Origin of the sequence: Enterobacter sp. 342 (genome assembly GCF_036663495.1) — a bacterium.
In the GTDB taxonomy this organism is placed as follows: domain Bacteria; phylum Pseudomonadota; class Gammaproteobacteria; order Enterobacterales; family Enterobacteriaceae; genus Enterobacter.
The window spans coordinates 1-21,702 of the sequence record NZ_JAWUEI010000040.1; the positions used below are offsets into that span (position 1 = coordinate 1).

Below are 21,702 nucleotides of genomic sequence, written 5' to 3' on the forward strand. Positions count from 1 at the left end.
ATCGGTGGAGCTGCATGACAAAGTCATCGGGCATTATCTGAACATAAAACACTATCAATAAGTTGGAGTCATTACCCGGTTTGCGATGGTTAAGGACGGCTCGCGACACCTTTCTAATGTCACCGTTCATCCGGGGTCGGCATACATTATTTCACGCGGGACATTTCCGGGCTATTTTCTGAAGGATAAAAAGGTTATTGATAAAGTCTATGCCGCAATTGACCTCATGTTGTTCAGAAATTATATCGCTCCCGCGCTGAGTATAAATCATCGTTTTGTCGGTACAGAGCCATTCTGCCAGTTAACCGCTGAATATAACCGGGCGATGCACCGTTGGCTGGAAGATGAAACGAGTGCGTCGGCTTGTATCAGCGTACATGAAATAGACAGAAAAACAGATGGAAATAATGTGCCGGTTTCAGCTTCAGCCGTTCGTCGTTTATTAAATGAAAACAAAATCTCTGCCGCCAGCCGCATGGTGCCAGCCACCACGCGTGCGTTTCTGAATAACGGGGTACAGCATCAGCCTTGTTTATCCAAACCGTTTTCGGCAGTGGTTTAAACGCATTATCACAGGAAAATTAATATGAAAATTGTGCAAGCCGCGATGGCGGGGACGCTGGAGTCAAGCGACCTGATGGTGAAGGTTAGCCCCGTCGAGAGCGGGCTGGATGTGGTCATCCAAAGCGAAGTGTATAAGCAGTTCGGCGACCGAATTTCAGAGGTCGTCAATGAAACCCTTTCTGCGTTCGGCATCAATCAGGGGCAGATCATTATTGATGATAAAGGTGCGCTGGATTGTGTGATCCGCGCTCGTGTTCAGGCTGCACTGCTCAGAGGTACAGCGCGGGAAGAGATTTCATGGGAAAAGTTATAATGAAAAAGTTACGCCGCAGTATGTTATTTATTCCCGGTTCAAGTGCCGCCATGCTTTCGACGGCATTTATCTATAAACCTGACTCCATCATGTTTGATCTGGAAGATGCCGTAGCGCTAAAAGAAAAGGACAGCGCCCGTCTTCTGGTATTTCATGCCCTGCAACATCCGATGTACAACGATATTGAAACCGTTGTCAGAATTAATCCTTTGAATACTCCTTTTGGATTAAAAGACCTGGAAGCCGCCGTCAGGGCGGGTGTCGATGTCATTCGGCTACCCAAAACCGACACCCCGGAAGATATTCATCAGCTGGAACGTGAAATCGTCCGCATTGAAGAAAGCTGCGGGCGTCCCGTTGGCTCAACGAAATTGATGGCGGCGATTGAATCTGCCGTTGGCGTGATTAACGCTGTCGCTATTGCTAAATCCTCCGACCGCTTAATGGGTATTGCGCTGGCCGCCTTTGACTATGTGATGGATATGCAAACCGAGCGAGGCGACGGAACAGAGCTGTTTTATGCCCGGTGCGCCGTATTGCATGCCGCGCGCGGGGCCGGTATTGACGCCTTCGACGTGGTGTACGCGGATGTGAATGATGAGGCCGGTTTCCTGAAAGAAGTGGATCTCATTCGCCGGATGGGCTTCAACGGAAAATCGCTGATTAATCCACGACAAATTGAAATTCTTCATAACGCCTACGCGCCAACGCAGGAAGAGGTGGATTACGCAGAGCGCGTAATTGCCGCCGCAGAGGAGGGGGAACGCAACGGATTAGGGGTGATTTCGCTGAACGGCAAAATGATCGACGCGCCGATTATCAACCATGCCCGCGTGGTTATCGAACGCAAAAATGCCTCTGGCATTCGTCAGTAATTCCCCATATCGCAAGCGACAGGATGAATAATGAAAAACCAAACTGAAACCCTGTATTACATTCCTGGCTCTCGCCGTGAGTACGTCGCATTCAGCGGCGCTAACGCGATGACGCCTTATCTTGCTGACAGCCAGCAAAAATATCAGCGAAAACTTTTTGCAAGCGTCGACGATGTGCTGGCCCGCTGCGACCTGCATGACGGTATGACCGTGTCTTTTCATCACGCCTTCCGCGAAGGAGATAAGGTCATCAATTACGTGATGGACAAGCTCGCTCAGCGCGGCCTGAAAGGGCTCACGCTTGCGTCCAGCTCCCTGATGACATGCAATGCACCGCTTATTGAACACATTCGTAATGGTGTGATCGGCAAAATCTATACCTCCGGGATGCGCGGCGAACTGGCGGACGCGATTTCGCACGGGCTGATGGACGAGCCGGTGCAGATCCACTCCCACGGTGGACGGGTGAATTTGATTCAGCAGGGCGAAATTACCATTGATGTCGCGTTTCTGGCGGTCTCCTGCAGCGACGAATACGGCAATGCCAGCGGTAATGGCGGCACATCGCAGTGCGGCTCTCTCGGTTATGCGATGGTCGATGCGCAATATGCCAAAAAGGTGGTCTTGCTTACCGAAACCCTGAAACCGTTCCCCAACATGCCGGCAAGCATTGTGCAGGATCAGGTGGATTATGTTGTGCAGGTAGAGAGCGTCGGCGACCCGGCAAAAATCAGCGTAGGTGCCGCCAGGGTTACCAGTAATCCACGTGAGCTGATGATTGCCCGCTCTGCTGCCGACGTTATTGAACACTCCGGTTATTTCCGCAGCGGCTTTTCTATTCAGACCGGCTCAGGGGCGGCGTCAACTGCCTGCACACGGTTTATGGAAACCCGGATGCGTAAGCACAATATCGTCGCCCGGTTCGCGCTCGGCGGGATCACCGGCAGCATTGTCGATCTGCATCAAAAAGGGTTAATTGAAAAGATCCTCGATACGCAAAGCTTTGACGGCTCGGCAGCGGCTTCCCTGGCGGCCAACTCCGACCACGTGGAAATCTCCACTAACGTCTATGCGAACCCGGCTGCAAAAGCCGCCTGCTGCGACAGGGTAGACGTGGTCATTCTCAGCGCGCTGGAAGTGGACACCCAGTTCAACGTTAATGTCCTGACCGGCTCCGACGGCGTGATGCGCGGCGCGTCGGGCGGGCACTGCGACGTCGCAGCAGCGGCAAATCTCACCATCGTGGTTGCCCCACTGATCCGTAGCCGCATTCCTACCGTCGTCAGACAGGTCACCACCCTGGTGACGCCGGGTGAAAGTATTGACGTTTTGGTTACCGATCACGGTATTGCCGTGAACCCGGCGCGCCCGGAAATTCGTGAACGCCTGCTTAACGCCGGGCTTGCCGTTGTCGACATCGATGCGTTGTACCAAAAGGCGCTGCTCATCTCGGGTGAACCTAAGCCTGTCGAGTTCACTGACCGGATAGTCGGCGTGGTGCGCTACCGCGACGGCAGCGTGATTGATGTGGTTCGCCAGGTGAAGGAGTAATCCTCATGACGGATAAAGCTTCGAACGCGAAAGTCTCTCTGGAACAGGTGCTGAGTTCCAGAGAGCAGCGAGCCCGTCGGCAGCAGGCGTGGCTGTTTCAGTCTGAACAAACCGTTGCGTCCGTCACGCTGGTCTGGCCGGGGGAGGTGAAAGATACCGAACTGGCCAGACGGGTGATGGCTGTCGCGAATCAGGCGATTGCCGACGTATTTCTCGCGCATCAGTGGACGGTCTGTCGGCATCAGATCCTGCAACCGGTCACGGGACCAGAAGCGCTCTGGTCGGTATCGGCACCCGCGTGGATGATAAAACACGTCACGGCACACCTGGAAGATAACCATCCTCTGGGACGCTTATGGGATATCGACGTGTTTTGTCCTACGACGGGACAGCTGAAAAGAAACGCCATCCAGCAACCGATGCGCAAATGCTTTATCTGCCATGAACCGGCCCACGTTTGCTCGCGTGCGCGGCGTCATTCGCAGGCTGAACTCGCACGCGTAATCGAGGAGTTAACCGATGACTACTTCGCTTGCCAGATGTAATGCGCCAGACATTCAGCGCACCTTCGCTGAGCTGGCAGCCGAGGCCATGTACCGGGAAATCAACTTAACCCCGAAACCGGGTCTGGTGGATCGCGTAAACAATGGTGCGCATTGCGACATGACCTTCGCGCTGTTCATGACCAGTATCGCGGCGATTGCGCCCTGGTTTTCAGTGTTCTTTAACGTCGGTAGGGAGACCGCCCGTCTTGCTGGCCCGCAAACGCTGCGGGCCATAAGGCCGACCGGTCTGGCCTGTGAGCAGGCAATGTTTAACGCCACCGGTGGCGTGAATACCCATAAAGGTGGGATCTTTTCTTTGGGGTTGCTGTGTGCGTCGGCGGGACGTCTGACGCAAAGAGATGAAGCGCTTACGCAGCGCAGTTTATGTCATGAGACCCGCCTTATCTGTACCGGTATCGTTGAACAGGAACTGAAAACGACCGGTATCGCCAAAACGAAAGGCGAACAGCAGTTCCAGAAATACGGGTTCACAGGGGCGAGAGGAGAAGCTGCACGTGGTTTCATCACGGTGCGTCAGGCAGGTCTCCCGCAGCTGGAAACCGCGTTACGTCAGGGCGAATCCGAAGACCTGGCGTTACTGAGAATGTTTCTGGGAATGATGGCGGTGAACCCGGATACCAATCTGGTTTCCCGTGGGGGAGTAAAAGGGCTGAATTACGCCAGGCGCTATTCCAGAAGGCTATTAAAAATAAAACGCCTGACGGCAAATAGATTAGTCAAGGCGTTATCCAGAATGGACGCGGAATTTATCAAACGCAATTTAAGCCCCGGTGGTAGTGCCGATCTTATTTCCGTTGGATGGTTATTGTCACAATTTCCAGCCGAATAATCGCGTAACAGGAAAACGTCATGATTGAACAACGCCTGCAGCAGCTCAGTAACGTTTATACCCTTATTCTGGTGCCGGGTCTGAGAGACAGCGATGAACATCACTGGCAAAGCTGCTGGGGGCGACGCTTTCCTTTCTGGAAACGGATCCAGCAGAAAAACTGGCTAGAGCCCGATATTGAAAACTGGGTCTCCGCCATTACCCGCGAGCTGGCAGTATGCCAGTTGCCCGCTATCCTCGTCGGCCACAGCTTTGGCGCGCTGGCCTCGTGCAGACTGCTGCAAACACGGCAGGCAAATGTCGCCGGAGTTGTGATGGTTGCACCGGCAGAACCTGCAATGTTCGGCCTTGACGAGGCCATTCAGCCAACCCCATTACCGGTTCCCTGCATGATGTTTGCCAGCAGAAACGACCCCCTGATGCCTTTTTCTCGCGCTCAGTTTTGGGCAACGTGCTGGCGCGGTCATCTCATCGATATCGGTGAGGCCGGACATATTAATTCTGAGTCTGGATTTGGTGAATGGCCATATGGACTCAAACGATTAACAGAATTTTGTGAACAACTTTAGCTTTAACAGGAGAACCTATGTTAGATGATTATAATCAGCACCTGAAAGCGCGCGCTGAAACGGGTATTCCGGCGAAACCGTTAACAGCGGAACAAACCGATGCAGTTATTCATCGTTTAATTAACGATGTGTCCGCACCTCATCCATTATTAATTGACTTATTAACCCACAGCGTACCGCCGGGCGTCGATCCTGCCGCAAAGTTAAAAGCCGCGTTTTTATTTAAGGTAGCGTTACAGGAATACCAGATTAATGGGCTTTCTCCCGAAAAGGCAACGATGCTGCTGGGGTCGATGCAGGGGGGCTATAACGTCCAGCCGCTGATTGAGCTTCTCGACCATCCGAGCCTGGCACCGCTGGCCGCTGAGCAGCTTTCTTCTACAATCCTGATCTTTGAAAAATTCAGCCAGGTGGAAGCTAAAGCGAAGAACGGTAACATCCGGGCAAAAGAGGTGCTTCAGTCCTGGGCGAATGCCGAATGGTTTACCCGTCGTCCGGCCATGCCTGAAAAAATCACCCTGAAGGTGTTTAAGGTCCCCGGCGAGACCAATACCGACGATTTGTCTCCGGCACCCGAGGCGTGGTCACGACCCGATATTCCACTGCACGCGCTCTCCATGCTCAGTAACGCCAGGGAAGGGGTTGAACCCGATGAGCCTGGCGTGCGTGGCCCTTTGCGTCAGTTGTCAGAATTAAAATCGGCAGGCTGGCCGCTGGTGTACGTCGGTGACGTCGTAGGGACCGGATCCTCACGTAAATCCGCCACCAACTCCATCCTGTGGCACATCGGGAACGATATTCCGTACGTGCCGAATAAACGCAACGGCGGGTTTGTGTTTGGCGGAAAAATTGCGCCCATTTTCTTCAATACGCTGGAAGATTCCGGCGCGCTGCCGGTAGAGATGGATGTCTCCGCGCTGACGACAGGGATGCTGATCGATCTTTACCCCTACAAGGGGGAAATTCGTGAGACAGAAAGCCAGCGGCTGGTAACGACCTTTACCCTTAAAACCGAGGTGCTGCTGGACGAAGTGCGCGCCGGCGGGCGGATCCCGTTGATTATCGGGCGCAGCCTGACGGCGAAAGCGCGGGAATCGCTGAAGCTTGAGCCTTCAGAGGTATTCCGCAAGCCCGCGTCACCTGCATCATCTGCAACAGGTTTTACGCTGGCGCAAAAAATGGTAGGTAAAGCCTGCGGTGTGGCGGGGATCCGCCCTGGGCAGTATTGCGAGCCAAAAATCACTACCGTCGGCTCTCAGGATACCACTGGCGGGATGACGCGCGACGAGTTAACCGACCTTGCCTGCCTGACGTTTTCAGCCGACCTGGTGATGCAGTCTTTTTGCCACACCTCTGCGTATCCTAAGCCGGTAGATGTCCAACTGCATGAAACCCTGCCGCAGTTTATCACCAGCCGTAAAGGGGTTGCGCTCAAGCCGGGCGACGGCATTATCCATTCATGGCTTAATCGCATGCTGCTACCTGACACGGTTGGAACAGGTGCCGATTCTCATACTCGTTTCCCGCTGGGGATCTCCTTCCCGGGCGGTTCCGGGCTGGTGGCTTTTGCCGCCGCAACCGGCATTATGCCTCTGGATATGCCTGAATCGGTGCTGGTGCGTTTTAAAGGAGAGATGCAAAAAGGGATCACCCTTCGCGATCTGGTGCATGCCATTCCGCTTTACGCCAGAAAGCAGGGACTGTTGACGGTTGAGAAAAAGAATAAGCGCAATATTTTCTCTGGCCGAATTCTGGAAATTGAAGGGCTGAATAGGTTAAGTGCTGAGCAGGCATTTGAACTGGCTGATGCATCCGCGGAACGCTCCGCCGCCGCTTGTGTCATGCGTCTGTCGGAAGAGAGCGTTATACAGTATCTGCGTTCTAATGCGGCACTGTTGCGCTGGATGGTTAAGCAGGGTTATGAGAACGCTGCCACGCTTGAACATCGTATCGCTGAAATCGAGGCATGGCTGGCTAATCCTTCATTACTGTCTGCCGATCCTGACGCAGAATATGCCGCAGTGATTGAGATTGACCTTAATGAAATCACCGAACCGGTAGTATGCGCGCCAGATGATCCGGACGATGCCCGTTTACTTTCTGAGGTTGCGGACACCCCAATCGAAGAGGTCTTTATTGGTTCCTGCATGACAAACATTGGTCATTTTCGCGCAGCGGGTAAAATTATGGCCGGTGCCAGCGAAAATCAGGCGCGTTTGTGGCTCGCACCGCCGACTAAAATGGATGCCCAGCAACTCTCCCGTGAAGGCTATTTTAGTCAGTTTATTAAGTCGGGGGCGAGAATCGAGCCTGCGGGCTGTTCCCTTTGCATGGGGAATCAGGCGAGGGTGCAGGAAGGAAGTCACGTTGTATCGACGTCCACCCGAAATTTCCCGCATCGTCTGGGGACAAATGCGAAAGTGTTCCTTGCCTCGGCTGAATTAAGCACCGTTGCAGCCATACTGGGTAGAATGCCAACCGTGGTAGAATATTTTAGCTTTACGGCTAAACTCCATGACGCGAATGAAAATATCTACCGCTATCTCAGCTTTGATACTCTGACCGAATATAAAACCGAAGAGGATGATAATATTCAGGTGGTTAACCTGTAGCGTCTTATTTATTTTTTGAATGCATTTCGTCGGCAGAGGCTTCTCTCAGGAGCTGTCTCTGCTATTCAGGGACCCTTTTCTCATGGGTGAGATATGCTTAAATCAAATGTTTTAAAAACAATATTACTTGCCATAATAATATTGCTGGCAATATTTATTCCTCCGCCTGATGGATTAACCAAAGAGGCATGGATACTGGCTGGCATATATCTGTCTGCTATCGTTGGGTTGGTGATTAAACCTTATCCTGAACCTGTTATTATGTTGGTTGCGGTAGCATTAACCTGTTTTACCGTAACAAAATTTCCCGATTCACCCGTAAAATCAATGGATGTGCTGAGTGGATACGCCTCAGGCACGACCTGGCTGGTATTTAGTGCTTTTACGCTTAGCGCGGCATTTGTCACGACCGGTCTGGGAAAACGGCTTGCCTACTGGTTTATCCTCAGGTTTGGCAGTACGACGCTGAGACTGGGGTATGTGACTGCCTTACTGGATTTGGTGCTGGCACCCGCAACGCCCTCAAATACCGCGCGGGCAGGTGGAGTGGTTTTTCCTATTATTAACAGCATCGCGACGGTATTAGGTTCAACGCCAAAAGAGACACCTTGCAAAGCTGGCCGTTATTTAATGGTCAATGTCTATATGGTCACTAAAACGACCAGCTATATGTTTTTAACAGGCTTTGCCGGGAATGCGTTAGCGCTACAGTTAATTTCCGATATCTTCCATATCCATATTAGTTGGATAGGCTGGATGCTGGCAGGTGCTCCGCTGGGGTTATTGATGCTGTGTATCATTCCCTATATTTGTTACCGGGTTGCCTCTCCGGAAATTAAACACATTGATAATGTCGCTATCGCGACCAACGGGTTGCAAAACCTTGGAGCAATGAGCCTCAAAGAGAAGGGGCTGGTGGTGATTTTTATCGCCGCGTTATTAGGCTGGATCTTCTCTCGTCACCTTGGGCTTAATGAATCCGCCGTCGCCATTATCGCGATGGGGGCAGCGCTGTTGTTTAATATTATCGGCTGGAGCGACGTACAGAAAAACAAAGGTGGCTGGAATACCCTGATGTGGTACGGGGGCATCATCGGTCTGAGCGCTACCCTTAGCAAGGAGGGATTTTTCCGCTGGCTGGCTGATTTCATGTCAGCGCACCTCGATTTTCTCAGCGCGGGGAATATGACTGTCGTTATTATCGTGTTTCTCAGCGTGCTGGTTCGTTATTTCTTTGCCTCAGGCGGGGCATACGTCGCGGCGATGGTGCCGGTCTTTGCCACCGTGGGGCTGGTCACCGGAACGGCACCCGTTCTGCTTGCTCTCGCCATTCTGTTTTCCAACTCCTATGGCGGTTGCATCACGCACTATGGCGGCGCAGCGGGGCCGATTATCTTCGCCGCCGGGTATAACGACATCAAGTCATGGTGGACCATCGGCACGCTCGTGGCGTTGTGCACGTTTTTAGTTCACATGTTCCTCGGCATTCCCTGGTGGGGTTTCCTGATGCAGCACGGCATGCTGCAGTCCTGACGAACCTGGGGACGGTGAAACGCAAGCCGGGTGAGGCGAAGCCGCCACCCGGCGACATCATTTCTGCGATAGGGTATTAAATAATTCGAGCGTAATTAATTTATCAAGATGGTTGTTAAATGCAGCTTCGTCCATTTCGGGCATGTTTAAGATATACATCCCGTCCAGACCGCACACCAGCCCAATCAAACGCCAGGCAATGTTTTCTGCCCGGTCATCAGGGCTAAATGCCCCGGCCTCAGTGCCTGCTCTGATAAGCGCTACCGTTTCCTGGTGCCACATTTCCATGGTCATGATATAGGCACCTTTAATGTCGGCATCGCGGTTGGCCAGGATCTGCGCTTCACGCCACAGGCGAATGTAAGGTTCAAACCTGCCATCATCGCTCCCGAGCATGGCATGAAGTTGCTCCCGCCAACCAGCCTGCTTGCCGACGACATCTGCATCCAGCAGTTCACGGATCAAGCGAACAAAAGCCAGCGATTTTAGCTCCCCGCCGGAGGTAAAATGATGGTGAACCTGTCCGGTCGCGACCCCGGCTTCAGCCGCAACGCGGCGTAGAGTATGACGCTGGGGGCCAGCGGTAACGAATTACTGTGGATCATTGATATTTACTCGCTGGTGATGGCGGGGATGGTGCTGCCGATGGGGGCACTGGGTGATCGCATTGGTTTCAAACGACTGTTAATGATCGGCAGTACGTTGTTTGGCTTGTCATCGCTGGCGGCAGCGTTTGCCCCGTCTGCAGGATGGCTGATTGCGGCGCGCGCCTCGCTGGCGATTGGTGCGGCGATGATTATTCCGGCTACGCTTGCGGGGATCCGTACGCTGTTTACCGACGCGCGGGATCGCAATATCGCCCTTGGTGTCTGGGCAGCGGTGGGATCCGGTGGCGCAGCATTTGGTCCGTTGATTGGCGGTATGCTGCTCGAACATTTTTACTGGGGATCGGTGTTTTTAATCAACGTCCCCATTGTGCTGCTCGTGGTATCGCTGGCCGCACGTTTTGTGCCGCGTCAGCAAGGTCGCCCGGAACAACCGCTGAATATTAGCCATGCCATCATGCTGATCGTGGCGATTTTACTGCTGGTCTACAGTGCGAAGACCGCCCTAAAAGGCGTCCTGTCACCGGCGGTAGTCGTGTCTGCGTTGGTTACCGGCTCGGTGCTGCTGTTCATCTTCGTGCGCATTCAGCTCCGCGCACGCGTCCCGATGATCGACATGCGTCTCTTTTGCCACCGTATCATTTTGAGTGGTGTTGTAATGGCGATGACCGCGATGATTGCGCTGGTCGGGTTTGAGTTGTTGATGGCCCAGGAGCTGCAGTTTGTTCACGGCTTTACGCCGTTTGAAGCGGGCATGTTTATGCTGCCACTGATGGTTGCCAGCGGGTTCAGTGGGCCGATCGCCGGTGTGTTGGTTGGGCATCTGGGGCTACGCATCGTCGCGGCCGGCGGAATGGGGTTGAGTGCCGTCAGTTTTATGGGGTTATCGCTGCTCGACTTCAGCACTCAGCAGTGGCAGGCGTGGGGCCTGATGGTGCTGCTGGGCTTCAGTGCCGCTAGCGCGCTGTTGGCTTCAACCTCAGCGATTATGGCGGCTGCGCCAAAAGAGAAAGCCGCTGCCGCGGGGGCGATTGAAACCATGTCGTATGAACTGGGTGCCGGTCTGGGGATCGCCATTTTTGGTCTGCTGTTGACCCGCAGCTTCACGGCGTCAATTGAATTGCCACAGGGGCTGAATGCTTCTCTCGTCGACAAAGCGTCATCATCCATTGGTGAAGCGATGAAGGTGGCGCAGGATCTGACACCAACGATGGCGGAATCACTGATTGAAGCAGCGAAAAGCGCGTTTATCACTTCGCACAGCGTGGCGCTGGGGAGTGCAGGGGTAATGCTGCTGTTGTTGGCCGTTGGCGTCTGGTTTAGCCTGGCTAAGGTCAACCCGCGGTAAATAGAACCGGAAAACCTGGCTTACGGTTGGCGCGCTGGGTGTCGTTAGGGTTGTCGAAATCAGCCGACGCGTTGCCGTCTAGTTTCTGCTCACGGTTCTGTCTTTCCTTCGCATCAGAAATTTCGATAGTGCGCTATTACAACTATGCTGATTACTGCGTAAGAATTTCATTATCCCTGACCCGGTAGATAAAACTATGAAAAAAGTGGTTCTTCTTAGTACAGGACTGGTGTTTTCCTCTGTGTCTCAGGCCAGTGCGCTCTATTTCTACGAAATCGGTACCGAAGATACGGCGCTTGCGGGAGCCGGGCAGGCTGCCCGCGCGCAGGATGCCTCAACAATTGTCACCAACCCTGCAGGGATGACCCGGCTTCCGGAACATATGTTCACCGGCGGGTTGCAGGCTCTGGGCGGTAATATTGATTACCAGCTCGATAACGACCGTTTGCAGAGCCCGGGCAACGTCATGAAGCTTACACCGAATGCCAGCGCGTTCTATAGCCAGAAAGTCAACGAGAGTCTGTATGCCGGTATTGGTCTGTACGGTAACTATGGTCTGGGTATTGATTACGGTAACTGGGCGGGTGAGCGCCTGATCAAAAAGAGCACGATGGTGGCAATGACCCTGAGTCCATCACTTGCCTGGAAGCTTAGCGACCGGGTGTCGGTGGGCGGTTCGGTGAATCTTAATTATGGTTTTTTATCACTCACCCGCACCGTTGATGGTGATGACCACGACGACAAGGACCACGACTGGGCGATGAGTTACCGTCTTGGGTTGTTAATGCAACTCACAGAACAGACCCGGGCCGGGATCACCTGGAACAGTAAAGCCGAGTACGACTTCAACGTGAACGGTAAAGCACGTTTCCCGAATCTACCTAATGTCGAGTACAACCTGCCCATTTCTGCACAGGTTCGCGCGCCGCAACAGCTGATGTTAAGCCTGGTGCATGACATTAATACTCAGTGGTCAGTAATGGGCGATCTGGGCTGGCAAGACTGGAGCCAGTTTGGCGCACCACAAGTTACGGTAAGCGGCAATACGCTTGATAAAACCAACCGCATGAAGGATACCTGGCATACCGCGCTGGGCGTGCAATATCGACCCACTCCGCAATGGCGCCTGAACGCCGGGGTCGCGTTTGATAGTTCGCCTTATCGCAACCAGAGCGATGTCGCAATGACGTTGCCAACTGGAGATGAATGGCGCTTCGGGACCGGGGCACAATATCAGTTAACGCCAGCCAGCAATATCGGATTTGCCGTCGAATACCTGCATATGCAGTCTTCGAAGGTGCAATCCCCTGGGCTGCTGAGTGGTGACTATAATCACCCATATCTGTGGTTTACCAGCGTTAACTACAGCTACCAGTTTTAATAACAGAAAGGAAGGTATGCGAAAAACGCGGCCTACGTGGTGAGCAGGCAGTGCTTATCCATGGCTTCAATTTCTGAACCGCTATAGCGCGCGTATTGTCCGGTCAGACCAAAGAATGCGGGCTGGGTTTCGGTATAGATTTCAGCGGCGAGCACCAGTCGACGTCGTTCATCTTCGCTCATCTCAAGTAATGTCCATGGAATAAAATAGCGTGCTGTTGAGGTCAGCTTGAACCACAGTGGACAACCACATCCCGGACAGAACCAGCGTTCTCCGCGCGCAGAAGACGAGAAGTGAGAAGGGGCAATCGAGTCTTGCTCCACAAGCGGTTTACCCGCGGCTTCCAGATACATGGCAATACCACCTGACCACTTCTGACATTGTGTGCAGTGGCAGGCATAGACGTCGAAATTGTTGAGGGAAACGCTGAATTGGCTCATCCCGCATAAACAGCGTCCTTTGAATATGTGCATGGCGTGCTCCTTTATTACGCCAGTCAAACTGTATAAAAAAAGCCAGCCACGAAGGCTGGCCTTTTTATACTGACAAATCTTAGAACTGGTAAGTCAGACCCAGTGCAACGATGTTGTCGGTAGCAATACCTGCAGCTTTGGTGAACTTGTTGTCGTCCAGCAGGTTGATTTTGTAATCAACGTAGGTAGACATGTTCTTGTTGAAGTAGTAAGTCGCGCCAACATCAACGTATTCAACCAGGTCCTGGTCGCCATAAGTACCGATTTCTTTACCTTTGGATTTCAGGTAAGCAACGGATGGACGCAGGCCGAAGTCGAACTGGTACTGAGCAACAACTTCAAAGTTCTGAGCTTTGTTCGCGATATAACCATCACCGAAGTTGGTCATGTTGCGAGTTTCAGAGTAGGTGCTTGCCAGGTAGATGTTGTTTGCATCGTATTTCAGGCCAGCAGCCCAAACTTCTGCGTTGTCACCGCCAGCGTTCATGGTGTCAACTACGCGGCCATCACGGACCTGACGGTCAGTACGGTCAGATTTCGCGTAAGTTGCACCAACACCGAAACCATTCATTTCATAGGTAGAAGACAGGCCCCAACCGTCACCGTTCGCTTCGGTGATGTCATCGCGGTCGTTTTTACCCTGGTACTGAGCAGCAAAGTTCAGGCCGTCAACCAGACCGAAGAAGTCGGTGTTACGGTAGGTTGCAACGCCAGTGGCACGCTGAGTCATGAAGGCATCAGACTGCGTCCAGGTATCACCACCGAACTCTGGCAGAACGTCAGTCCATGCGCCGATGTCGTAAGCAACACCGTAGTTACGACCGTAGTCGAAAGAACCGAATTCGTTGAATTTCAGACCAGCGAAGGCCAGACGCGTCTTGTTGCCTTTGTCGCCGTTGCTTTCATCGTTGTTGCCTTTGAATTCATATTCCCACTGACCGTAACCGGACATCTGGTCGTTGATCTGAGTTTCACCTTTGAAGCCCAGACGCACGTAAGTTTTGTCGCCGTCGTTGCTGGTGTCATCAGAGAAATAGTGCAGACCTGTTACTTTACCGTACAGATCCAGCTTGTTACCGTCTTTGTTATAAACTTCAGCCGCGTTAACAACGCCTGCTGCCAACATGGAAGTCACTGCCACTGCCACTAATTTAAGTTTCATCTTAAATATTCCTTATAATTTTCTTAAGTATTTCCTGAGCCACTTCGAACGATTTCTAAACGAGGCTGTTCGTCAATGGCATGCTATTTTTAAAAATGTTGTAGTTGCCTTTCAATAATAAGTTTCAAATTATTGCTAATAATTTCCTTTAGTGTGATCGAGATCGGATAAATGGTCGCTAAACAGAATGAAATGGCGGGTATTTGATCATTTTTTGTATATTTTCTCATCAGATCTATTATGCGCAATATAGTTATTAACCGGTTTAGTTGACATTGGTTATTATCAGTTTTTATGGTTTGTTAATCGGGTTTTATCTTAACTGGATACCATAAATCATCGCGTTACGGAGTGAACTATACGTAATTACCGTGGTATTGGTTGAAATACACAGAAACATACTATTGCGCTTTGTGCTATTAACATCGTTAATATTCGCAAGGAAGTAATTACTGCACGGTGTCAATTTATGTCAATGAGGAGGGAGGGGAGGATTAAAAACAGCGATAATATAAACAGAATTTAAACGCGTACTCTAATGTGCGGATGAATATTTTGACGTGCGATCACATATTAAATTTATGTTAAGTTTCTGCCGGGTTGTGCACCTCCCGGCAGAACAATGAGGCTTTATTTTCGTGTCGCGTACCAGCAAAGCAGCGACCCGGCGCAAACCATCAGTGCACCTTGCCAGAACGAGAAAGAGAGTGGGGAGCTCAGCACTGCGGCAGCCAGAGCGGCAGAGAGTACGGGGGTAAAATAGGATACGGCGGCAAGTACCGTGACGTTGCCATGGAGGATCCCGATATTCCATGAGGCATAGCCGAAACCCAGAGCAACGCCGCACATTAATAGCTTCACGACAACCGGCACGCTGAATACCATTTCAGGCTGCTCGCTCAGGGCATATTTCACCCAAAGACTCAACGCAGTCAGCAAAACAAAAAGGGTAATGCCGTTTTGCCCTTTGGCAAATTTGCTGGTTACGGTGCAGTATGCCGCCCAGATAAAGGCCCCGGCAAACGCCAGCGCATAACTCAGTGGGCTGGACACGATATTGCGGGTGATCTCCTCAAGATGTAATCCCTGTTCACCGCCTAATACCCCGCAGACGCCCAGCAATGAGATGGCTAACCCGGGGATCACCCACAGGGTAGATTTTTGCCCGTTGAACAAAATGGCAAATACAATCGTCAGGCTCGGCCACAGATAATTGACCATACCGACCTCAATGGCCTGCGATCGCGTTGCGGCATATCCCAACGACAGCGCCAGGCAAATTTCATAACTGACAAACAGAACGCTACCTGCAATAAGATAGCGTGGCGAGAATTTACGAATATCAGGGAATCCCACCGTCACCAGACACAATAATCCACTGACGGTGTAGATCATTGCCGCACCGCCTACCGGCCCCAGCCCCTCGCTCACGCTGCGAATGAGCCCAACCATCGTGCTCCATAACAGTATTGCCGCCAGTCCAATGAGCGTTGCTCTCTTTCTGTCCATCACCTTGCCGTCGCCATAAAAATCAAAGGAAAAATTTATAGCATTAATCCTGCCGCTACCGCGAATGATTATCTTAAGTCTTTAATCAAAAAGAGGTATTTGAAAGTATCGGGAGTGACTATTTAGGGGGGGAAGACAAGCGACCTTGATTTGACGCAAAAAAATCAACTGCTTTACTGCTAGTTTGCGGCGCGAAGTCTTATACGAAAACGAGGACAACAATGGACGTCAGCCGCAGACAATTTTTTAAAATCTGCGCGGGCGGTATGGCCGGAACCACAGCCGCAATGCTGGGATTTGCCCCCAAAATGGCGCTGGCTCAGGCACGCAACTATAAACTGCTGCGTGCGAAAGAGATCCGTAACACCTGCACATACTGCTCCGTAGGTTGTGGGCTTTTGATGTATAGCCTGGGCGATGGCGCGAAGAACGCCAGAGAAGCGATTTATCATATTGAAGGAGATCCGGATCATCCGGTGAGCCGTGGGGCACTTTGCCCCAAAGGGGCGGGTCTGCTGGACTATGTTCACAGCGAAAATCGCCTGCGTTACCCGGAATATCGTGCGCCAGGCTCCGACAAATGGCAACGTATCTCCTGGGATGAGGCCTTCTCCCGTATTGCCAAATTAATGAAAGCCGACCGCGATACCAACTTTATTGAAAAGAACGCGCAGGGCGTAACGGTTAATCGCTGGCTTTCCACCGGGATGCTGTGTGCCTCCGCAGCCAGCAATGAAACCGGCATGCTGACGCAAAAATTTGTGCGTTCTCTCGGCATGCTGGCGGTAGACAACCAGGCGCGCGTCTGACACGGACCAACGGTAGCAAGTCTTGCTCCAACATTTGGTCGCGGTGCGATGACCAACCACTGGGTTGATATTAAAAACGCTAATGTCGTGGTGGTGATGGGCGGTAACGCCGCTGAAGCACACCCTGTCGGTTTCCGCTGGGCGATGGAAGCGAAAAACAACAATGATGCAACGCTTATCGTCGTCGATCCGCGTTTTACGCGTACGGCTTCGGTGGCTGATATCTATGCACCCATCCGCTCCGGTACGGACATTACGTTCCTTTCCGGCGTGCTGTTGTACCTGATCGAAAACAACAAAATTAACGCGGAATACGTTAAGCACTACACCAACGCGAATCTGCTGGTGAGGGATGATTTTGCCTTCGATGACGGGCTGTTCAGCGGCTATGACGCCGAAAAACGTCAGTACGACAAGTCCTCCTGGAACTACCAGTTCGATGAAAACGGCCACGCGATGCGTGACGAAACGCTGACGCATCCGCGCTGTGTGTGGAACCTGCTCAAGCAGCACGTTTCCCGCTATACGCCGGACGTGGTGGAAAATATCTGCGGTACGCCAAAAGCGGACTTCCTGAAGGTGTGTGAAGTACTGGCCTCAACCAGTGTCGCCGACAGAACCACCACGTTCCTGTATGCACTGGGCTGGACGCAGCACACCGTTGGTGCGCAAAACATCCGTACCATGGCGATGATCCAGCTGCTGCTCGGCAATATGGGGATGGCAGGGGGCGGCGTGAACGCCCTGCGCGGTCACTCCAATATCCAGGGCTTAACAGATCTTGGTTTGCTGTCGACCAGTCTGCCGGGCTACCTGACTCTGCCGTCCGAAAAACAGGCCGATCTGCAAACGTATCTGGCGGCCAACACGCCAAAAGCGACGTTACCGGATCAGGTGAACTACTGGAGCAACTATCCGAAGTTCTACGTCAGCCTGATGAAATCTTTCTATGGTGACGAGGCGCAGAAAGAGAACGACTGGGGCTTCGAGTGGCTGCCGAAGTGGGATCAGGCTTACGACGTCATCAAGTATTTCAACATGATGGATAAGGGCAACGTCACGGGCTACATCTGCCAGGGCTTCAACCCGGTGGCCTCGTTTCCGGACAAAAACAAGGTTGTGCGCAGTCTGAGCAAGCTCAAGTACATGGTGGTTATCGACCCGCTGGTCACTGAGACCTCTAACTTCTGGCAGAACCACGGCGAGATGAACGATGTCGATACCGCATCCATTCAGACCGAAGTGTTCCGCCTGCCGTCCACCTGCTTTGCGGAAGAAGACGGGTCTATTGCTAACTCGGGCCGCTGGCTACAGTGGCACTGGAAAGGCCAGGATGCACCGGGCGAAGCGCGTAACGACGGCGAGATCCTGGCCGGGATTTATCACCAGTTGCGTGAGAGGTATCGCACCGAAGGCGGTAAAGGTGCTGAGCCGCTGCTGAAGATGAGCTGGGACTACAAACAGCCGGACCATCCTGAGTCTGAAGAGGTCGCGAAAGAGAACAACGGCGTGGCGCTGGCGGATCTCTATGATGCCAACGGCACGCTGGTAGCGAAGAAAGGTCAACTGCTGAACAGCTTTGCACTGTTGCGCGATGACGGTACAACGGCCTCTTCCTGCTGGATCTACGCCGGTAGCTGGACGGAGCAGGGTAACCAGATGGCTAACCGCGATAACGCTGACCCGTCCGGGCTGGGCAATACGCTGGGCTGGGCATGGGCGTGGCCGCTGAACCGTCGTGTGCTCTACAACCGTGCCTCGGCGGACATCAACGGTAAAGCGTGGGATCCGAAACGGATGCTGATCCAGTGGAATGGCACGAAGTGGGCGGGGAATGATATCCCCGATTTCAACACCGCAGCCCCAGGCAGTAAAACCGGGCCGTTTATCATGCAGCCGGAAGGTCTGGGACGCTTGTTCGCTCTCGACAAGCTGGCGGAAGGGCCATTCCCGGAGCACTACGAGCCGATGGAAACGCCGCTGGGTACGAATCCGCTGCACCCGAACGTTATCTCCAGCCCGGTGGTGCGTATCTACGAGGACGATGTGCTGCGTTTAGGTAAGAAGGATACGTTCCCGTATGTGGGGACCACCTATCGCCTGACCGAGCACTTCCACACCTGGACCAAGCATGCGCGGCTTAATGCCATCGCCCAGCCGCAACAGTTCGTGGAGATCAGTGAAACCCTGGCGAAAGCGAAGGGCATAGCCAACGGCGACCGCGTGAAGGTGAGCAGCAAACGTGGTTTTATCCGCGCAGTGGCGGTAGTCACTCGCCGTTTGCAGTCGCTGAACGTGAATGGTCAGCAGGTGGAAACCGTCGGTATCCCACTGCACTGGGGCTTTGAAGGGGTGGCACAGAAAGGCTACATCGCCAACACCCTGACGCCAAACGTCGGCGATTCCAATTCGCAAACGCCGGAGTACAAAGCGTTTCTGGTCAACATCGAGAAAGCGTAAGGAGCGATTAAATGGCGATGGAAACACAAGACATTATCAAACGCTCCGCGACGAACCCGATTACCCCCGCGCCACGTGCGCGGGACTACAAGGCAGAAGTCGCTAAGCTTATCGATGTCTCGTCCTGTGTGGGCTGTAAAGCCTGCCAGGTGGCCTGTTCGGAGTGGAACGATATTCGCGACGACGTGGGGCACTGCGTTGGGGTTTACGATAACCCGACGGATTTGAGCGCCAAATCCTGGACGGTGATGCGCTTTAGTGAAACCGACCAGAACGGCAAACTGGAATGGCTGATCCGCAAAGACGGCTGTATGCACTGTGAAGAGCCAGGCTGTCTCAAAGCGTGTCCGTCTGCCGGGGCGATCATTCAGTACGCTAACGGCATTGTCGACTTCCAGCAGGACAATTGTATTGGCTGCGGCTATTGCATTGCGGGCTGTCCGTTTAATATCCCGCGCCTCAATAAAGAGGATAACCGGGTATACAAATGCACCTTATGTGTGGACCGCGTCAGCGTCGGGCAGGAGCCAGCCTGCGTGAAGACCTGTCCGACCGGCGCTATCCACTTTGGCACCAAAAAAGAGATGCTGGACGTGGCGCAGGCGCGGGTAGACAAACTGAAAGCACGTGGTTACGACAAGGCCGGTATTTACAACCCGCAGGGTGTGGGCGGCACGCACGTGATGTACGTACTGCACCACAATGACCAGCCGGAGTTGTACCACAATCTGCCGAAGGATCCGGCAATCGACACCGCGATCAACCTGTGGAAAGGGGCGCTTAAACCGCTCTCGGCGGCGGGCTTTATCGCCACCTTTGCCGGGCTGATTTATCACTATATTGGTATTGGGCCGAACAAAGAGGTGGATGACGACGAGGAGGAGCATCATGAGTAAAACATGGATTGTGCGTACAAAATTTGTCGATCGAGCCTGTCACTGGACGGTGGTCATCTGCTTCTTTCTGGTCGCAGTGTCGGGGATTTCCTTCTTCTTCCCAACGTTGCAGTGGTTGACCGAAACCTTCGGCACGCCTCAGATGGGGCGTATTCTGCACCCGTTCTTCGGTGTGCTGATTTTTGTGGTGCTGATGTTTATGTTCGTGCGCTTTGTCCATCACAACATCCCCGACAGGCAGGATATACCGTGGGTGAAAGGGATTGTTGAAGTCCTGAAAGGTAACGAGCACAAAGTCGCGAAAGTAGGCAAATATAATGCCGGGCAGAAGATGATGTTCTGGACCATTATGAGCATGATTTTTGTGCTGCTGGCAACTGGCGTGATTATCTGGCGACCGTATTTTGCACACTTCTTTCCGATTCAGGTGGTGCGTTATGCGCTGCTGATCCACGCGACGTCAGCAATCATTCTGATCCACGCCATCCTGATCCATATGTATATGGCATTCTGGGTTAAAGGGTCGATTAAAGGCATGATTGAAGGGAAGGTGAGCCACCGTTGGGCGCAGAAACATCACCCACGCTGGTATCGTGAGGTGGAACGACAGGAAGCGAAACAGGAAAGTACGGAAGGATTGAAGTAAGGCCTGCGCCGTCGGTTTTGCCCGGCGGCGCTGCGCATGCGTGGGTCTATCCCTTGCTATATTAAAACCGCTCTTCCACATACCGAAACGGGTATTTAGTGGGTTTCACTTTGCCGATTTTACGTTTCGGTAAATCCACCTTGTCGACGTGAATTTCTTTATATGAGATTTGCGTAAGTAGATGCGAAATAATATTTAGCCGCACGCGTTTTTTATCTTCTGAACGTGCCACAAACCATGGCGCCCAGGCGGTATCGGTGGCTTCAAACATAGCGTCTCGCGCGAGGGTATACTCGTCCCACAGGTTAAAGGATTTAATATCCATCGGTGAGAGTTTCCAGATTTTACGACCATCGTTAATACGGTCGCGCAGACGGCGCTCCTGCTCTTTCGGCGTCACCTCAAGCCAGTACTTCAGCAAGATAATGCCGGCATCCACCATCGCTTTTTCCATCACCGGCGCACCATCAAGGAACTTCTCAACTTGCTCGGGGGTGCAGAATCCCATTACCCGCTCGACACCTGCACGGTTGTACCAGCTTCGGTCAAATATGACGATCTCCCCGGCGGCAGGCAAATGGGGAACATAACGTTGAAAATAGAGCTGGGTTTTCTCTTTCTCGGTTGGCGCGGGAAGGGCAACAACGCGAAATACACGTGGGCTGACACGCTCGGTGATTGCTTTAATGGTACCGCCTTTGCCGGCGCCGTCGCGTCCTTCAAAAACAATACACACTTTTAGCCCTTTAGCGACAACCCATTGCTGGAGCTTAACCAGTTCAACGTGGAGGCGACGAAGCTCTTGCTCATACTCTTTAGTTTTTAACGGTGCATTTTTTACGACATCAACAGTGGCACTGGTTTTCTTTTTGCTTCCCATGATTGTCATCCTCAGGTTGTCCGGCGCGGGAAAAAAAGCGAGGCCGCACTTAGAAGTGTAATCCACCTGAATTAATGGATTAACGTGTCAGCCAACTGATTTGAACTGGCTCACCATACAA

18 protein-coding genes and 2 pseudogenes are annotated in these 21,702 nt (G+C 52.7%); 15 read left to right on the plus strand and 5 right to left on the minus strand.

Annotated features, from left to right (window positions below):
* The 10 genes from V6E55_RS25905 to V6E55_RS22130 all read left to right on the plus strand — a co-directional run.
* Positions 1-61, plus strand: a 61-nt coding sequence (locus V6E55_RS25905) for an IS1 family transposase (RefSeq protein WP_071528444.1), incomplete at its 5' end; no start/stop codon positions are given.
* A 24-nt stretch (positions 62-85) separates the two neighbouring features.
* The gene (locus tag V6E55_RS22090) at positions 86-562 is read left to right on the plus strand and encodes a hypothetical protein (protein ID WP_316943922.1); all 477 of its coding nucleotides are present in this window, start codon (positions 86-88) and stop codon (positions 560-562) included.
* Positions 563-586: 24 nt separating this feature from the next.
* A complete protein-coding gene (gene citD, locus V6E55_RS22095; protein ID WP_237992904.1) occupies positions 587-877 on the plus strand; it encodes a citrate lyase acyl carrier protein in 291 nt (96 codons plus the stop codon).
* A complete protein-coding gene (gene citE, locus V6E55_RS22100; protein WP_129995723.1) occupies positions 877-1,752 on the plus strand; it encodes a citrate (pro-3S)-lyase subunit beta in 876 nt (291 codons plus the stop codon). The genes citD and citE overlap by 1 nt, the downstream gene beginning before the upstream one ends.
* Before the next feature lie 30 nt (positions 1,753-1,782).
* Positions 1,783-3,303, plus strand: coding sequence for a citrate lyase subunit alpha (citF, locus tag V6E55_RS22105; RefSeq protein ID WP_316943923.1), 1,521 nt, complete (start codon positions 1,783-1,785; stop codon positions 3,301-3,303).
* A 5-nt stretch (positions 3,304-3,308) separates the two neighbouring features.
* The gene (citX, locus tag V6E55_RS22110; protein WP_316943924.1) at positions 3,309-3,848 is read left to right on the plus strand and encodes a citrate lyase holo-[acyl-carrier protein] synthase; all 540 of its coding nucleotides are present in this window, start codon (positions 3,309-3,311) and stop codon (positions 3,846-3,848) included.
* Positions 3,823-4,698 carry a triphosphoribosyl-dephospho-CoA synthase CitG gene (gene citG / locus V6E55_RS22115; protein ID WP_316943925.1) on the plus strand — a complete coding sequence of 292 codons (876 nt, stop codon included), beginning with the start codon at positions 3,823-3,825 and terminating at the stop codon, positions 4,696-4,698. The genes citX and citG overlap by 26 nt, the downstream gene beginning before the upstream one ends.
* Before the next feature lie 20 nt (positions 4,699-4,718).
* On the plus strand, positions 4,719-5,267 hold the full coding sequence (locus V6E55_RS22120) for an RBBP9/YdeN family alpha/beta hydrolase (protein WP_108089835.1): 549 nt from the start codon (positions 4,719-4,721) through the stop codon (positions 5,265-5,267).
* A 17-nt stretch (positions 5,268-5,284) separates the two neighbouring features.
* The gene (locus V6E55_RS22125; RefSeq protein WP_316943926.1) at positions 5,285-7,879 is read left to right on the plus strand and encodes a bifunctional aconitate hydratase 2/2-methylisocitrate dehydratase; all 2,595 of its coding nucleotides are present in this window, start codon (positions 5,285-5,287) and stop codon (positions 7,877-7,879) included.
* Positions 7,880-7,972: 93 nt separating this feature from the next.
* Positions 7,973-9,412, plus strand: a complete 1,440-nt coding sequence (locus tag V6E55_RS22130) for an anion permease (protein WP_316943927.1) — start codon at positions 7,973-7,975, stop codon at positions 9,410-9,412.
* Positions 9,413-9,469: 57 nt separating this feature from the next.
* On the opposite strand, the pseudogene V6E55_RS22135 reads toward V6E55_RS22130, so the two are convergent.
* A pseudogene (locus V6E55_RS22135) lies at positions 9,470-9,976 on the minus strand (TetR family transcriptional regulator); the annotation flags it as partial.
* On the opposite strand from V6E55_RS22135, the pseudogene V6E55_RS22140 reads away from it, so the two are divergent.
* Together V6E55_RS22140 and V6E55_RS22145 are read left to right on the plus strand one after the other, a co-directional pair.
* Positions 9,974-11,365 (plus strand): annotated as a pseudogene (locus V6E55_RS22140) (MFS transporter); the annotation flags it as partial. The pseudogenes V6E55_RS22135 and V6E55_RS22140 overlap by 3 nt on opposite strands.
* Positions 11,366-11,561: 196 nt before the next feature.
* A complete protein-coding gene (locus V6E55_RS22145) occupies positions 11,562-12,746 on the plus strand; it encodes an OmpP1/FadL family transporter (protein ID WP_114977148.1) in 1,185 nt (394 codons plus the stop codon).
* A 32-nt stretch (positions 12,747-12,778) separates the two neighbouring features.
* Here the strand turns inward: V6E55_RS22145 and V6E55_RS22150 are convergent, their stop codons facing one another.
* The 3 genes from V6E55_RS22150 to yddG all read right to left on the minus strand — a co-directional run bounded on the left by V6E55_RS22150 (position 12,779) and on the right by yddG (position 15,890).
* Positions 12,779-13,219 (minus strand): GFA family protein, encoded by a 441-nt coding sequence (locus tag V6E55_RS22150; protein WP_114977149.1) that lies wholly within the window; start codon positions 13,217-13,219, stop codon positions 12,779-12,781.
* 79 nt (positions 13,220-13,298) lie between these two features.
* Positions 13,299-14,381, minus strand: a complete 1,083-nt coding sequence (gene ompC, locus V6E55_RS22155; RefSeq protein WP_114977150.1) for a porin OmpC — start codon at positions 14,379-14,381, stop codon at positions 13,299-13,301.
* Between the two features lie 630 nt (positions 14,382-15,011).
* Positions 15,012-15,890 carry an aromatic amino acid DMT transporter YddG gene (gene yddG / locus V6E55_RS22160; RefSeq protein ID WP_316943928.1) on the minus strand — a complete coding sequence of 293 codons (879 nt, stop codon included), beginning with the start codon at positions 15,888-15,890 and terminating at the stop codon, positions 15,012-15,014.
* Positions 15,891-16,111: 221 nt separating this feature from the next.
* Here yddG and fdnG point away from each other — a divergent pair, with 221 nt between their 5' ends.
* Genes fdnG through fdnI form a run of 3 tightly spaced genes read left to right on the plus strand, consistent with a single transcriptional unit; the run spans position 16,112 to position 20,701 of the window.
* The gene (gene fdnG, locus V6E55_RS22165; RefSeq protein WP_316943929.1) at positions 16,112-19,159 is read left to right on the plus strand and encodes a formate dehydrogenase-N subunit alpha; all 3,048 of its coding nucleotides are present in this window, start codon (positions 16,112-16,114) and stop codon (positions 19,157-19,159) included.
* An 11-nt stretch (positions 19,160-19,170) separates the two neighbouring features.
* Complete coding sequence (gene fdxH, locus V6E55_RS22170) at positions 19,171-20,055, plus strand: formate dehydrogenase subunit beta (protein WP_316943930.1); 885 nt, start codon at positions 19,171-19,173, stop codon at positions 20,053-20,055.
* Positions 20,048-20,701, plus strand: coding sequence for a formate dehydrogenase-N subunit gamma (gene fdnI, locus V6E55_RS22175; protein WP_316943931.1), 654 nt, complete (start codon positions 20,048-20,050; stop codon positions 20,699-20,701). The genes fdxH and fdnI overlap by 8 nt, the downstream gene beginning before the upstream one ends.
* A gap of 61 nt (positions 20,702-20,762) precedes the next feature.
* On the opposite strand, the gene ppk2 is transcribed toward fdnI, so the two are convergent.
* Positions 20,763-21,581, minus strand: coding sequence for a polyphosphate kinase 2 (gene ppk2 / locus V6E55_RS22180; protein ID WP_114977157.1), 819 nt, complete (start codon positions 21,579-21,581; stop codon positions 20,763-20,765).
* Between the last annotated feature and the right edge of the window lie 121 nt (positions 21,582-21,702).